Raw genomic sequence first — 15,596 nt, 5'->3', positions numbered from 1 at the left:
TAATAATTTATTTTTTGGGCGGGGTTTTGACTTTTATGTCATTGCCCCGCTTTATTTTTGTTGTAATAAAAAATATTAATTATTATAATGTTAATTAAATCTACAGATTTTATATTAAGTGCTGCAAAACCTTCTCAATTCCCAAATACTCCATTACCTGAGATTGCCTTTTCTGGAAGATCAAATGTAGGAAAATCCACACTCTTAAATTTATTAACTAATAGAAAATCTTTAGCTAAAACAAGTGGAACTCCTGGAAAAACTCAGCAAATTAATTTTTTTAGAATTAATAATAACCTCCATTTTGTAGATTTACCTGGCTATGGTTATGCGAAAGTATCTAAAACGGATCGTGAAGACTGGAAAAAACTTATTGAAAGTTATTTTAATTCACGTGAACAATTAAGAATTGTTATGGCTTTAAGTGATATAAGGCATAAAACACCTACAATAGATTCGGAACTATTTTTATGGTTAGATTCAATGGATATTCCTTTTGTAATAGTACTGACTAAAAGTGATAAACTCTCTAAAAATGCTATTGAAAATAAACTTCAAGAAGTGTTAACAGAATCTCAAAAGTATATTAACTGCAAAGGTGTTATACCATGTTCTTCGGTAACACGTGATAATAGAGAGAAAATTATGAAAGTTATTGATGAAGCTTTAAAGTAATTCTGTATAATATTGTGTAACTTAAAAGTGTTTAGAGGTTAGATTAATTTGGAGTATTTATAATCTAAAATTTTCTACCTTGTATAAAAATTTAAACTCTTATAAAGTTATGTTTGTTTGTTTCAAATTAAGCAGTTATATTCGCAAACCGATGCAATTTCTAACTGCCTCAAAAGAAATTGTAACTTTTTCTATTTCTCATGTAACATTTTAACCTTTATTCTTGATTATATCAATATTATATTTCAAACAAAATATATTAAATCTAAATCATATTTAACTAACTCTCTTTTTACTTTTATGAAAAAGTTAACTTTATGCGCTTTGCTGTTAGGGTTGTTTGGCTTTGCGTCCTCTTGGGCTCAAACTTACGGCTCTCTTTCAGGCAAAGTTTCCGATGGTGATGGTAAGCCAGTTGTTGGGGCTACTGTCAGAATTGAAGGCACAAAATTAGGTGCAATCTCAAAAGCTCCTAATGGTACATATACAGTTCTACGTATTCCTCCGGGAAAATATATTGTTAAAGTAACAGCAATAAGTTTACAACCAGAAAGTAAAACTGTAAATATCTCAATTGACGAAGAAGAAAAAGTGGATTTTAAACTTTCTTCAGGTGCTGTAATTCAAGGTAAAACTGTAGAGGTAAAAGCAAAAGCTATAACTGCTAACAGAGCTGGTACAACTAAAAAAATCGATAATACATCATTATCTTCAACCACTCGTGGGAGCTTGGTTGCAGCTGTTGGAGTAAGTACACAAACAGCAGGACAAAACGGCTTCTCAATTAGAGGAGGACGTTCATCTGAGACTACAATTAAAATTGATGGTGTTGATATTAGCGATCCTGTTCAAGGTGGTTTTGGTTCTTCAGCTCCTGGTAATTATCCTATGATTTCTGGTTTAAGTATTCAAGAAATTCAAGTTGTGTCTTCTGGTTTTAGTGTAAAACAAGGTGATATTTTATCTGGTTCTGTTAATAGCACAACTCGTTCGGGTAGAAATGACAGATATGAAGGTGCTCTTCAATTCAAAATGCCATTACCTGCACTTTATGGATCTACTCAAGCTATTACAGTAAAAAAAGTTGGTGAAGATAAGGACACCACTTTACCATCAGTTAAGCCTATGGGTTCAAATAGAAAATCTTATGAATTTGTATTTAGCGGTCCAATTCCTGGATTTAATTCATTGACATTTTCATTAAGTGGATTTTATGCAGGTTCTGAATTTAGAGGAGCTGGTTTAGGAGTAATGGATATGACCCAAGAATATGCAGATTCCAGAAGAGAGGTTGCAAAACAATTGTGGGGTTATGCTCTAGATCCTTCAAACTTAGGTCAGTTGCCACATCAAAAACAAATGATTCGTAATCTAAGTGGTAAACTAAAATATGAGTTTAATGGTGGAGCTAATATAGAAGTATCAGGTGAATATGGATTTACTTCTCAAGAAGATGGCGATTGGTCAACTTTATATAGATTAGATCACCCAGTTTTCTTAAAAGCAAATGGTGATACTGACAGAATTGATAATTCATTGTTAGAAAGAGACATGAACCAAACTAACCAAAACGTTGTGATTCAACGCTTAGGAGCTAAATTCTCTTTACCAATTGATGATGGATCATATGTAGAATTTTCTGGAGGTTATGTTGTAAATAGAAATGATATCGGTAAAAAAGATGAATCTAAAAAATATGGTTTATTGGATTTATATGATATTTATCAACCACTAGATGAAAATGGAGACATTATTATTGATAGATATGCTGCAAACGATACATCAATTATTCATAACAAGTTAGATGCAAATACTTATTCATCAGTTTCAAGAAATCCTATCACTGGATTATATGAAAAAGCTGAAGTATCTGGAGCTAGTAGAAATCCATTTGGTTTAACTGATTTAAATTTCCCAGTTCACGGTAATGATAGAAATTTAGATTTTAGAAATACTACAAGAATTACTTTTGCAGGTGAATACAATAGCAAAATTGAGATTGGTGATGTAAAAACAGATTTACTTGCTGGATTTGATTTTGAAAGTGCATCTATTAGAAGACATTATAATTCTTTACCTTGGGATCAAAAACCATTTTTTGATGTAGTAGGATATAAAACTAATTATTTTAAAGATAAAGGAACAGCTACTGAAGCTTTCTTCGAGAGCCCATTTACACCATATAAAGGAGCATTTTATGCTGCAGCTAACTTTAATTATAAAGCAATTGTTTTCCAACCAGGTGTACGTTTTGATTTCTTCAATGCAAACACATATTCTCCTCCATCAGTAAGATCAAAAGATGTTATCAATGATTTAACTAATGCACCAAAAACAACTTTAAAATTCCAAGCTAGTCCTCGTGTTAATGTTAGTTATCCAATTACTGAGAAATCTGAGTACAGAGTGAACTTTGCTATGATGTTTAAAATGCCAGAGTTAACTTCATTGTTTGATAATCCTTTTGGTGATGCAACTCGTGGTGGGCAGTTATTTGGAAACCCAGATATCAAACCACAAAAAGTTTTTGCTTATGAAATGGGATATAAATCAAGTTTTGCAGATGATTACGTTTTTGATGTTTCCGCTTATTATAGAGATATTTACAATCAACTTGGTGTACAATACGTACCAGCAGTGCCAGATGCCTACTCAATATATACTGTAACTGAATATGGAAATGTTAGGGGTATTGAAACTTCTTTAACTAAAAATTTATCTGATAATTATAGATGGGAAATTAATTATCGTTTACAGAAAGCAGCTGGTACTGCATCGAATGCTACTGCTAATTTTAATAGTGCACCTTCAATTGACCCATTTACAGATAAACCAATAAGAAAAGCTTTAACAGAATATCCTTTAGATTATGATCAAACTCATAGTTTAAATGGAACATTAAGTTTGATATGGGGATCTGATGAAGGACCAAGTATTGGTGGAATTAAATTAATTCAAAATACTGTTATTAGTCTTACTGCAATTATGAACTCAGGCTTACCATTTACTTTAGTAGATTCAAAAGGAGCTTTGGTTTCTGGGTTTTATAGTGAAAGATTACCATCAGATTTTAATACTGAAATGCATATTGAAAGAAAAATTTTGTTGAAAGATTTAATAGGTGAAACTATGGGTAATACAAGCTTAGCTGTTTATTTAGATTTGTTCAACTTATTAAATGAAACTTATGCGGTATCTTATAGATTTACTGGTGGTAATAGATCTACTGTTTTAGCTAGCCCTGATGATAATGGTACAACTTTTGCACGTGGTATTGGAGATTTCACTGCACAATCATTCTATAAAGATATAGATCCGAATAGGTTAGAAACTTATAATAATGCTCAATATGATGAATTTGGAAATAGAATGTATAATCCTTATGCTGATTTGAATCTAGATGGAGTAGTAACTCAAAATGAAAAATATGAAGGTTACAAAAAGTTCATTGCAACTATTCAAACTCAAAGAGGTACTTACAAATTTCCAAGAACTGTAAACTTAGGTATAAGATTAAATTTCTAAACTATTCATCAATTCCAATAATAAAATAATATAAATTATTTATGAAACTTCGGATATATATATTGTTAATTGTCATGTTAATCTTTTCATTAAATGTCTGGAATAACATTGCAATTTCCAATACAAGAGACGGACAAAGTCCAAAAAAGGGAGATAATAAAACTCAAACTGATTCAACTCAAAAGAAAAATGATGATGAAAAAGAGAGTGGTAAACAAGAAGTGCAAAGAGTTCCAACAAATGCCTTTGATTCATATAAAAACAAAGTATCGAATATAGAAATATATTCAACCAATTATGGAATTTTAGGCCAAAATGTTGCTGCAACAAGTAATGCAGATAAAGTTGGTGGTTTTTGGCCTAGAGACTCTAAAAATGCTTACATTTTTGGAGGTGGTTTGTGGATTGGTGCTAAAAAAAGGGTTAAGCCAACCGATACAGATTTATCAAAGTTAAGTGTTATTGGTTATAACCCTAACTCTGGAAGTTCTTGGTTTGTTCCTGGTATCATTGAAGATCCTACTAAAGACGAAGCACCAGATGAAACTGCATTTGGAAAAAATATGTATAGGGTTTATAGTTCATTAGATTATAGCAATGTTTCTGGTGAAACTAACGACAGTAAAGATAAAAGTAATGGTGGAGCTAAATGGCCAATTTGGGATACAAATCCAAACGATTCTTTAAAGGTTGATAGATATGTAGGAAATTTTATAAAAGATAACAATGATAGGAATTCTACTAAATATCCAAAAGGTCCATCAATTATTTCAAACGAAGATATTTTCTCTGTTTATAAAGATACAGATCTTGATAGATACGAGATTTCAAAAGCAAAAGCTCTTAGTTTAGGTTACCCAATGGGAATGCAAGTTGAACAGACAATTTTTACTTTTGGTGGTGAATCAAATGCAGCTGGACTTTGTGATAATGATAGTTTAATGGCTGCAACTGGTACAGGTTCTATTTCAAATACAAAGGGAAATCCTTACACGAATTTCATTTTTATTAAATACAATGTAATTAATAAATCTAAAGATACTCTTCGAGATGTGTTTATTGCTCCAGCATTTGATATGGATATAGGAGCTGCTGCAAATGACCATACAAGATTTTTCAATGAAGATCCGACTTTGAATTTAGGTGTACAATGGTCGGAAGCTTCAAGTGGCGATGGTGCTAAAAAATTTGGTTATATAGGATTTGACTTTCTTGAAAGCCCAGCTGTTGATGCTAATGGTTTTATAAGAAAAGATAAAAAATTCTATTCAAACAGCGAGCAAAAAGGGTTATCAACTTTACAAAATTGGGTTATTGAAAATGATCCATCAACTCCTCAAACTAGATATGAGTTTATGTCAAATGGAGTTAAAGCAGGTGATAATGGTGCTGGAGATAAAAGGTTTTTAACTGCTACAGGACCTTTTAATATGTTGCCAGGTGATACTGCAAGAATTGTTGTTGGTATGTTATTTGCCGATTCTAAATCAGGAACAGCAACTGGAACATTAGACGATTTGAGTGGATTAATTGCATTGGATAAGTTTGCTCAAGAGGTTTATGATAAAAATTATGATGCTCCAAGACCTCCAGATGCTTGCAGAGCCACATATACACCAATTAATAATGGAGTTATTATTCGTTGGGACTCTTTATCTGAATTATCGGTTGATCAAAGAGAAAAAGGACTAGATTTTCAAGGTTACAAAATCCAAAGAGCTAGGAAAATATTTGGTACAAATTCTGATGCTTTATCTAATAAAAATTGGAACATTGATTATAAAACGATTAAAGAATATAGATTACCTTGTCAACCTTCAGCACCAGCTAGAATTATGGCTGCTCAAACAGGTAACATGTCGTATTTAGGAGCATGGTGGAGATTTAAAGAATTAGCAGAACTTGCAATAGATTCTGTTAAAGTTCCACATACAGTTAGAATTGATACAGTAAAAAGACCAGGTTTAACAGATTCATTAGTTACTGTAAAAAGTGGAACAGAATCTTGGTATAAATTCAAATATGATATGTTTGATGATGCAAACCCAACTGTACGAGATATGGTTCGTAAAAATATTCAAATAATTATGGATAGTGTAACTAATCATAGAACTTTTGTTGATGTTGGAGATGATAATAATGATGGAACTATTAAGGAAATTCCAGACGATTTAAATCAGAATGAAAAATTAATAAATGGAGTTGATTATTATTATAGAATTTTATCTTATGATGCTGGTTATAAAGATCCCGGAACACCATCTAAATTAAATGGAGGGATTACAGGATTAAACGAGATAAGAGCAACTCCAGAAGCACCTCAATCAGGTTCTAAAGTTGAACCAAAAATTGTTGGAATGAAAGGAATGGGTGGCATTACCAATCCTAATTTCTTAACAATTGATAATGAAAGATTAGCTCAATTATTTGCTGGTGATACTTTAGAATTTAAGTTTAAACCGTTAGATACAAAAGATTATAACACAGATGCAGGTTCTTATAATCCATATTGGTATTGGACTGAAGTAAATGTTTATAGCAAAAGATCTGGTGATAAAATTCATAGGTTCGCAGTATCTTATGAATCAGCTTTTTCAGATCATGCAGATAGTACTATAAGGAATATTGATACTTCATTTGTTACATGGTATCCAAGATATAAAGTTGATACAGTTATAACAGTTAAAGGAACTACTCCTCCTGTTAAAAAAGATACAACTGTTGAAAGAATTGCTGAATTCAAAGATGCAAGTTGTAAACAATCTTTATATACTGGAACTTATTATCCTACAACTTTAGCATTAGAAACTATTGGACAGTATAAAAAAATCTTCGGATTAAGCTTTGATTGGGCTGGAATTCAATATGGAGATTCACTTAAATTTGGAAGATTTTGCGATTCAGCTAGTAAAAAATCTGCTTTTAAAATCACCAATGGTTCTTCAGATATTAATTTTGTTCCAGGTAGAATCAATTATTGGAAGCCTGCAAGTACAGAGTTTAGAGTTGGTAAAGTTGCTCCAAGTATTGGTCAAGTGAAGCTAGAAGTAGAAATGATTCAAGGTGGAACTGAATCATTTAAAGTTACAAAAGGTACTAATACTTATGAGTTCACTAATGTACCATATTTTATAACTAAAGTAAAGAACATAAATAAACTTGATTATAAAAATGCTGTTGGTCAAAATATAACTTATCAATATGGTTATGAATTCCCAATAGATCCTGCAGCTAAAACAATTATTGATACTTTGTCTAATGCTTCCAATATAGGATTGTTTATTGGATCTGGTCAACATACAACATTTGCTTATGGATGGATTGGAGTTGATACTTTATCAGATATAGGTAGAGCTAATAAATTAGGTAGAGCTAAATATTCTTTACAAAGATTTGGAACCCCAGGTAGATACTATCCAGGTGTCTTAAATGGAAAAGATCAAAATGGAGCTCCAATAAAAGTAATGGTTTCACATAAAATTGTTGCTAATGGATCTGAAATGATTGTTGATTTTGCAGGAATGGGTTCAACAGATGCAACTATTGATAATAAATTTCCACCTCCAACTCCACGACCAACAAAAGATTTAGCAGTTGGAGATAAATTTACAGTTGATTTTACAGGTGGAGCTGTTGGGCTTCCAGAACCAGGTGGGTCTATTTTGGTTGCAATCAATCAAACTAATCCAAAACCTGAGGAATATACAGATGAGTTATTAGATAAGGTAAATATTGTTCCAAATCCGTATTATATTGATCACTTAGGTCAACGTTCAACAACTGATAAGAGGTTATTCATTACTAGACTACCTGCAAAATGTAAAATAGAAGTATTTACTGAAGCAGGAGAATTAGTTCAAGTTATTGACCATGTTGGTGATAATTCAGGAAAAGATCTTGTTAATGTTAATGTTTATGATTTAATATCAAGCGGAAACAGACAATTATCAAATCAATTATTATTGTTTAGGATTACAACTTCAAATGGTGCTAGTGTAATTAAAAAAGCTGCAATCGTTATTGGAGGATTTCGTTCTGGTAACTAATTAATTTGAAAAAATAATGGGCTTTTAAGTTCAAAAGAAATTTTAAGCCCATTAATTATCATCAACAACATTTTATTCATTTGTACAATTATATGAGACTAAAATTTATATTAACTTTTACGCTATTATTTGCTTGTGCTAAATACACATTCATAAATGCTCAAACAGTTTTAAATCAAGAAAGTCCCTTCTCAAAAATTGGGATTAGTTCAGGTGCTTTTTTAACCTTACCAATTGGTGCAAGAACAGCTGGTTTTGGTGGTGGATTCGTTGCAATAGCTGATGATCCAAATGCAATTTTTTCAAATCCTGCTGGTATAACTCAAATTCCTGGTATCGGTGCTTCTTATAGTTATAGTAAATATTATGGCGATATTACTCATAATGCTGGAGCTTTTACTATGCCAGTTAATTCAGATTACAGAATTGGAGTTCAATTCCAATCTTTTGGTACAAGTGATATTCCTTATACTGATTTGTTCCATCAAGAAGGATACGGGGCTACATTTTCTGCTAGAAATAATGTATTAGGGTTAGTTTTTGCAGGACAAATAACAGATCAATTTTCATTTGGTATTGGTGCAAAATACGTAAACCTAGGTTTTGCTACAGTTTCAGCTAATGGTGTTGCATTTGATCTTGGTACATTATATAAACCTGGTATTTACGGATTGAGAATAGGTTTTGCAGCTCAAAATTTATCTTCTAGTTTTAAATACAGTGGTAATGGTTTATTAAGAAATGGAACAATAGATCCTATAACTGGTAACAAACGTCCTGATGTTCAATTAGAAGCTACTGAATCTTCTTTACCATTACTTTTTAGAGCAGGAATTTCGACAAACGTTTTAGAAGGAAATGCAGATAATTCTTTGCTTATTAATCTTGAATTTGCAAATGCTTCAGATAAACCTGAAAACTTAACGATTGGAGGCGAGTACACTTGGAATAAGCTACTTTCTGTTCGTGCTGGTTATTTAGTTGGATCTTCAAATTCATTTGGTTTGAGTGGTGGCTTAGGCTTTAATTATGTTACAGGTTCTTTTATAGGAATGTTAGATTATGCTGCTCGTATTCATGCAACATTAGGGGTTGTTCACAACATTACAGCTTCTATCAAATTATAAGATATTTAATATATTTTATTTGACATACAAGACAACGAGAGCATAAATCATTGCCTCGTTGTCTTTTTTTTAAAGATATTTTTTGAAGCCATTATTTTACTTTTTTTGATTTTATTCTTTTATTGATTTAAACATTTTCTAAGAAAATATTAATGATGAAACTCTTTTTAATAAATTTAATTTTAATATTTGCTAATTTTTTTAATGCAAATTCAGAACCTATTTATTTTAGTTACTCTACTCAATCCTATTTCAATAATGATTCTACATCATTAGTTGAGTTAAACTTTCAATTTTCAGAAACAGGCTTGAAATATATTAATTATGGGTCAGATAAAATTGCAACTTTAGTAATTCAGTTTGAAATAAATGATTCTAAAGGGGAAAATATTATTAAAGAAATATGGAGTAATAAAACTACTTTTATAGAAAAATCTGAACCAGATTTTTTATGCGGTGTGAAAATATTTACAGTTAAGCCAGGTTCATATAATGCCATTATAAAGTACGTTGATTCAAATAATAGCCTAAATACAGATTCAGCAAATTTTAAATTAAATGTAAGGGACTATTCAAATAAAAAAATCAATATCAGTGATATTCAAATTGCAAATGAAATTTCCCCTACAAGTAACGTTGATAACATCTTTTATAAAAATGGATTTGTAGTAATTCCAAATATTGAAAGTTACATTTCAACTCCATTCTTAGTATTAAATTCCTATTGTGAAATTTATAATGCAAACCTATCTTCAACCTATGAGTACTCCTTAGTTTATTCATTAGCAGATTCTACAGGAAAAGTATTTTATAAGAAAGAATCAAAAAATATAAGACCAAAAGAATCTGGTATTACAGAAGTAAATTCTTTACAAATGGAGGAAGTTCCAAGTGGTAAGTATTTCTTAATAATTAATGTTTTTAATGGATTGATTGGTTCGGCTACTGATTCAGTAAGAGTTATCAAACCTTACTTTGTTTTTAATCCAGTTAAAGATTCAATTATAAAAAATGAAAGAAAAAAAATAGAAAAAATTCAAACAATAATCCAAGAAATTAATCCTCTTTTTGTTGGTAAAACTGAGAAGGAATTAGATCTTGATTTCAAAAAAATTAAATATATTGCAAGCAAATCTGAAATTCAAATTTGGAATAATATTTCTGGTCGTGAACCCAAAGAAAAGTATTTAACAAATTTTTGGGCTAAAAGAGATCAATCCCCAGAAACACCAGAGAATGAAGATATGAGAATTTATTATAAACATCTTTCTGAATGTAAATTGTATAGCTGTGCATTTTACCAAGAAGGTTGGGAAAGCGATAGAGGGAAAATTTTTCTAACATACGGTAAACCAGATAACATTGAGCGCCACTATAGTGAACTGGAACATAGACCATATGAAATTTGGACATATTCAAACAATAATTGGCAATTTATTTTTGTTGATAGATCTCAAACTGGTACATTCCCATTAAAACATTCAACTCATCCAAATGAAATTAAAAATGAAAATTGGTTTGAACGTGAGGTGAATATAAACACTAAAAATTAACGATTTTGAAAAAATTAATTCTTTGGTTTTTATTTGATTGCATAGGGAAAATTCTTCCATACTTTTTAATCAGATTCATTGCTTCATTTTTTGCAATACTTTTGTTTATAATTGGACCAAGAAGAAAAATAATACTAACAAATTTTAAAATTGTTTTCCATAATAGTAATAACAGTTTTTACCTCAAACTACTATTCAAATATTATTTTCATATTTCTATTTTAATTTTGGAGATATTAAAACAAAAACATTTAAAAATAAGCCAGATTCGAAATCATATTAAATTAGAAAATAGTGAATTATTAGAAAGAAATGGTAAAGGATTATTGATTTTATCGGCTCATATTGGTAATTGGGAATTAATAGCCGCAAGTTCATCATTTTTTGTAAAAGAAAAGGTTCATTTAGTCGTAAAATCTCAAAATGATTATGGCTATATGAATTCTGTTAGAACAGTTTTTGGTTGCGGTTTGATAGATGTAGGGGTTGGAGCAAAACTCTCTGTTTCAATTTTATCACATAAAGGTTCAGTTGCTTTTCTTGCTGATCAAACTGGCTCTAAGTCAGATCCAGTTTACAAATTCTTTGATATTGAAACTCATACGTTTACTGCACCAGCCAGATTAGCCCTAAAGTTCAAGCCAAAAGTAATTATCTGTTTTAACAATAGGCAAAAAAATGGAAAATATGTTTGTAAATTAAACGAGTTAAAAATTGATGATCTTGAAAATAATCAACTAGGTATAGATGAATTTATTAAAAGATACTTATATGCAATGGAAGAAAATATAAAGCAATTCCCAGAACAATGGTTATGGTCACATAAAAAATGGAAACACAATAGTATTTATAAATGATTACTTTTAATTTGATAAAAATTAATCAATTAAGTTGTTTTTTTGTTTTTATCAATTCTATATTTTATAATTAATGTCTGAAAAAGTACTTATTATTCAAACAGGTTTCTTAGGAGATGCAGTATTGGCTACGTCTTTATTCAAGTCGTTAAAACAATTAGATATCGAGATAGGATTTTTGATTAAGAGTCAATTTTCTGAAGTGTTTAAGAATCATTCTGCAATTTCAATGTTACACTTAATTGATAAAAATGATAAAAATTCAAATAGAAAATTAATTGAAGAACTAAAAAAAAATAATTACAATAAAGCAATAATTCCACACAGATCATTTAGATCTTCATATTTAGCCTTTGCTTCAAAAATACCAATAAGATCAGGGTTTAGACAATCTGCAGGAAATTTATTACTAAATAATAAAGTTGAATATAATTTGTATACTCATGAGATTTTAAGAAATAATTTGTTGTTTGAAAAACTTTATGGTAAAAATATTATCTCTAATAATTCATTAAAAATATGGCTTGAAGCAGATAAATCAGTTTTGAAAAATCTTGAAATTTCAATTGATAACAAACCTATTATTTGTGTTGCACCAGGCTCAGTTTGGGAAACAAAGAGATGGCACGTAAATGGTTTTATTGAAACTGTAAATAAATTAATTGAAAGAGGATATTATGTTTGCTTAATTGGAAGCCCTCAAGAACAAGATATTTGTAGGTTAATTATTAGTAACATTAAAAAAAATAATTCTGAATATTGTAAAAATTTTGCTGGTAAAATTTCTCTAAGGGAAACTATAGCGTTAATTTCTATATCTAAAAGATTATTAACTAATGATAGTGCACCGTTACATATTGCTGAAGGTTTGGGAATACCTTGTACTTCTATTTTTGGAGCAACAGTTCCCGAATTTGGTTTTGCTCCAATATCACCAAATTCAAATGTAGTTCAAATTGAAAATTTAAAATGTCGTCCTTGCAGCATACATGGTGATCATAAATGCCCAATAAAAACTTTTAATTGTATGATCGATATAAATTCTGAAATGGTTCTAAATAAAATTTTTCATAAATAAGTATACTTTTGATTTAAAACCAATACTCTTTTGTTTATCTTTGCCATTAGAGATGTTTATGGCTAATTAATAGATACTTTTACCTTTTTATCACTAATTACAATTATACTAAAGTGAGGAAAACAATTTCCATTTTAGGTTTATTCATATTATTTCCAATATTTGTTCTAGCACAAAAACAACCAGAAGGATTTCTAATATCTACTGTTGATAAAAATTTTTGTAAAAATGCTATTTCTATAACTCGTAGTTATTTAGATTTAAATGGTGATTGGTTAGTTTCATTCGATGAAGATGAAAGCCCTCAAAAAGTTAAAATACCAAGTAGTTATATTGGGAACAATTCACTTGTTTTTTCAAGAAAATTTAATATTGACAAACAAAAACTTACAGGAATCAATTGGAAGTTAGTTTGTGGAAGTATACCATATAGAGCTACTATAATTTTGAATGGTTTTACAGTTGGAAAACATGAAGGAGAAGGTAAATTTGAAATCCCGATTTATGAAACAGGAAAACTTCTAGAAAAAAATGTTATTGAAATTAAGGTAGATAATTATTTAGATTACAATACATCACCTTGTAGAAAAACTCCATTAGAATCCAAAACTTACGCTGGTATTGTTCGTGATATTGGTCTTATTGGCTGCCCTTCAGTTAGCATTGATGAAATTAAATACAATACTTATTTGTTAGATTCAAATGTTGCAAAAACTAAATTTGATTTAAAAATTAATGCGAGTAATATTAAAGGTTTAATTTTTGGTAATTCAATTGATTCTGGAGGACCTAATAAGATATTACTTGATAATGCTGAATTTACTGCTTTAGTTTACTTGAAAAAAAATGATGATACATCTTTCATAAAAGATACTTTAAAATCTGAAGTAAAATTTTCTTTAACAACAAATCATTCAATAAATATTGGAATTGATGTAACTACAATTAGTCCAAAAGTATGGTCATTTGAAAGCCCTAATTTATACGAAGCAACTGTAAAGATCTTGTATAATGGATCATTAGTTGATGTAAGAGAATTTAAACTTGGACTTAAAACAATTGCTGTTAAGAAAAACGAAGTCTTATTTAATGGGAAAAAATTACTTTTTAAGGGCATTGGTTATGTGATTGAAACTGATAAAGGGGGTCAAACAATAATCAATGATTTGATTTCTAAAGATTTAAAAATCATCAAACAATCAGGAGCTAATTTAGTGAAATTTATTGGAGGTACTCCAAATGAGTTTGTTCTTGATTTATGTGATGAACTAGGTTTAATGACTTTGATTGATGCTCAAATTGGTATGCCCCCATCTTCCCAATTTCGCAATGAAGTTTATATAAGCAGGTCATTAGATGTTGTTAGTAATATTGTAATGACTGGATTGATACATACATCAACTTTTGGTTATGGATTAAGTGCATTAATTCCTGAAAGTGAAACTGCTTTAAAAGTTATTAAAATCATAAAAAATATTACTTCTAGTTCAGGAAAATTCTTAATACTTTCTGCTCAAGATTGGAATAAAGATTTACTAAGTCAAGTTGATATTATACATATTCCAACTTTAGATATCCCTTCGAATGATTTAGTTAGTAAGATCTCAAAAAATTTGTCAAAAATAAATAATAGTAAACCAGTAATAATAACATTTGGAAAGTTATGTCAACTTGGAAATCATAATGGATATGCAGACCCATTATCAATTGAAGCTCAAGCTAAATATATAAATGATGCTTATAATGTTATTTTAAAACAAAATTGTTTGGGTTCTATTTATTGGACTTTTAATGATTATAAAACAGACCGCCCACTACTAACTGTAAAAAACAATGAAGAATATATTTTCAGTGCTGGGCTGAATGATTTGTTCAAAAATCCTAGGCAATCATTATCAATGCTCAGATCATTATTCACTGAAAGCACACAACCAATAATATTAGTTGGTGATTATGAGGAACCATCAACAATAACTTATATTATAGTTGGAATCTTGTGTGCAGTACTTTCAATAGTAATGTTAAATAAAAATAGTAGATTCCGTCAGGATATGATGCGTGCTTTTTTAAGACCGAGTAATTTTTTTAATGACATTCGTGATCAAAGAATTTTATCTACAATTCAAACAATTTCTTTAGGTGGTGTACTTGCTATTATAATGGGAGTTGCAATATCATCTCTTTGTTATTACTATAGAACTAGTGAGAATTTTGATACCTTGTTAAGCGTACTTGTAAAATCAGATCAAATAAAAGAACTTGTAAATCAAATAGTGTGGGTTCCAATTTATTCAATTTTGTTTTTCACTCTTTTGTTTTTATTAGGATTATTAATTGTTTCAAGTAAAATATTTTTAGTTGGATTAGTATTAAAGAAAAATGTTACATTCTCAGATTCTTTTGTGATAAGCACCTGGAGTGCTTTACCTACTTTGATTCTTACTCCTTTTATTATGTTCTTATACCGTCTGTTAAGTGTTAATGGATTGTCTGGTATAATTGTAGGTTTGTTGATAATAATTGGTTTGTGGGTCTTATATAGGTTATATAAAGGTGCAAGTATAGTGTACAACACGGGACCATTTAAATTTTTCACTTTGATTTTTGCAATTTTTACATTACTCATAATTATTTTATATTTCTCATCAAGTTACTTTCAATCAGTTATCAGCTATTTAAGAGAAGGGATTGGAGGACTTTATATCTAGATATTTTTTAATATATTCACATTTAAT

8 protein-coding genes are annotated in these 15,596 nt (G+C 29.7%); all 8 read left to right on the top strand.

What is annotated here, in order from left to right; genetic code table 11:
* Positions 1–87: 87 nt before the first annotated feature.
* The 8 genes from IPP08_09350 to IPP08_09315 all read left to right on the top strand — a co-directional run bounded on the left by IPP08_09350 (position 88) and on the right by IPP08_09315 (position 15,569).
* Positions 88–675, top strand: a complete 588-nt coding sequence (locus IPP08_09350) for a YihA family ribosome biogenesis GTP-binding protein (protein ID QQS65969.1) — start codon at positions 88–90, stop codon at positions 673–675.
* A gap of 300 nt (positions 676–975) precedes the next feature.
* Positions 976–4,200 (top strand): TonB-dependent receptor, encoded by a 3,225-nt coding sequence (locus IPP08_09345; protein ID QQS65968.1) that lies wholly within the window; start codon positions 976–978, stop codon positions 4,198–4,200.
* Positions 4,201–4,274: 74 nt separating this feature from the next.
* Entirely contained in the window at positions 4,275–8,246 is a 3,972-nt protein-coding gene (locus IPP08_09340; GenBank protein QQS65967.1) for a hypothetical protein, read from the top strand.
* A gap of 92 nt (positions 8,247–8,338) precedes the next feature.
* Positions 8,339–9,373, top strand: coding sequence for a PorV/PorQ family protein (locus IPP08_09335; protein QQS65966.1), 1,035 nt, complete (start codon positions 8,339–8,341; stop codon positions 9,371–9,373).
* Positions 9,374–9,525: 152 nt separating this feature from the next.
* Positions 9,526–10,926, top strand: a complete 1,401-nt coding sequence (locus IPP08_09330; protein ID QQS65965.1) for a GWxTD domain-containing protein — start codon at positions 9,526–9,528, stop codon at positions 10,924–10,926.
* A 5-nt stretch (positions 10,927–10,931) separates the two neighbouring features.
* Positions 10,932–11,783 carry a lysophospholipid acyltransferase family protein gene (locus tag IPP08_09325; GenBank protein ID QQS65964.1) on the top strand — a complete coding sequence of 284 codons (852 nt, stop codon included), beginning with the start codon at positions 10,932–10,934 and terminating at the stop codon, positions 11,781–11,783.
* Positions 11,784–11,856: 73 nt separating this feature from the next.
* A complete protein-coding gene (waaF, locus tag IPP08_09320; protein QQS65963.1) occupies positions 11,857–12,861 on the top strand; it encodes a lipopolysaccharide heptosyltransferase II in 1,005 nt (334 codons plus the stop codon).
* A 113-nt stretch (positions 12,862–12,974) separates the two neighbouring features.
* A complete protein-coding gene (locus tag IPP08_09315; protein ID QQS65962.1) occupies positions 12,975–15,569 on the top strand; it encodes a YIP1 family protein in 2,595 nt (864 codons plus the stop codon).
* Positions 15,570–15,596: the final 27 nt, after the last annotated feature.

The organism is Chlorobiota bacterium (assembly GCA_016700335.1).
Lineage (GTDB): Bacteria > Bacteroidota > Ignavibacteria > OLB7 > OLB7.
Note: the sequence above shows the minus strand (reverse complement) of the source record. Positions and strands in the feature narration are given on the sequence as shown.

Excerpts from the sequence above, each read along its gene's own strand:
- IPP08_09350 (QQS65969.1), top strand. The coding sequence starts at position 88 with ATGTTAATTAAATCTACAGATTTTATATTAAGTGCTGCAAAACCTTCT.
- IPP08_09345 (QQS65968.1), top strand. The coding sequence starts at position 976 with ATGAAAAAGTTAACTTTATGCGCTTTGCTGTTAGGGTTGTTTGGCTTT.
- IPP08_09340 (QQS65967.1), top strand. The coding sequence starts at position 4,275 with ATGTTAATCTTTTCATTAAATGTCTGGAATAACATTGCAATTTCCAAT.
- IPP08_09335 (QQS65966.1), top strand. The coding sequence starts at position 8,339 with ATGAGACTAAAATTTATATTAACTTTTACGCTATTATTTGCTTGTGCT.
- IPP08_09330 (QQS65965.1), top strand. The coding sequence starts at position 9,526 with ATGATGAAACTCTTTTTAATAAATTTAATTTTAATATTTGCTAATTTT.
- waaF (QQS65963.1), top strand. The coding sequence starts at position 11,857 with ATGTCTGAAAAAGTACTTATTATTCAAACAGGTTTCTTAGGAGATGCA.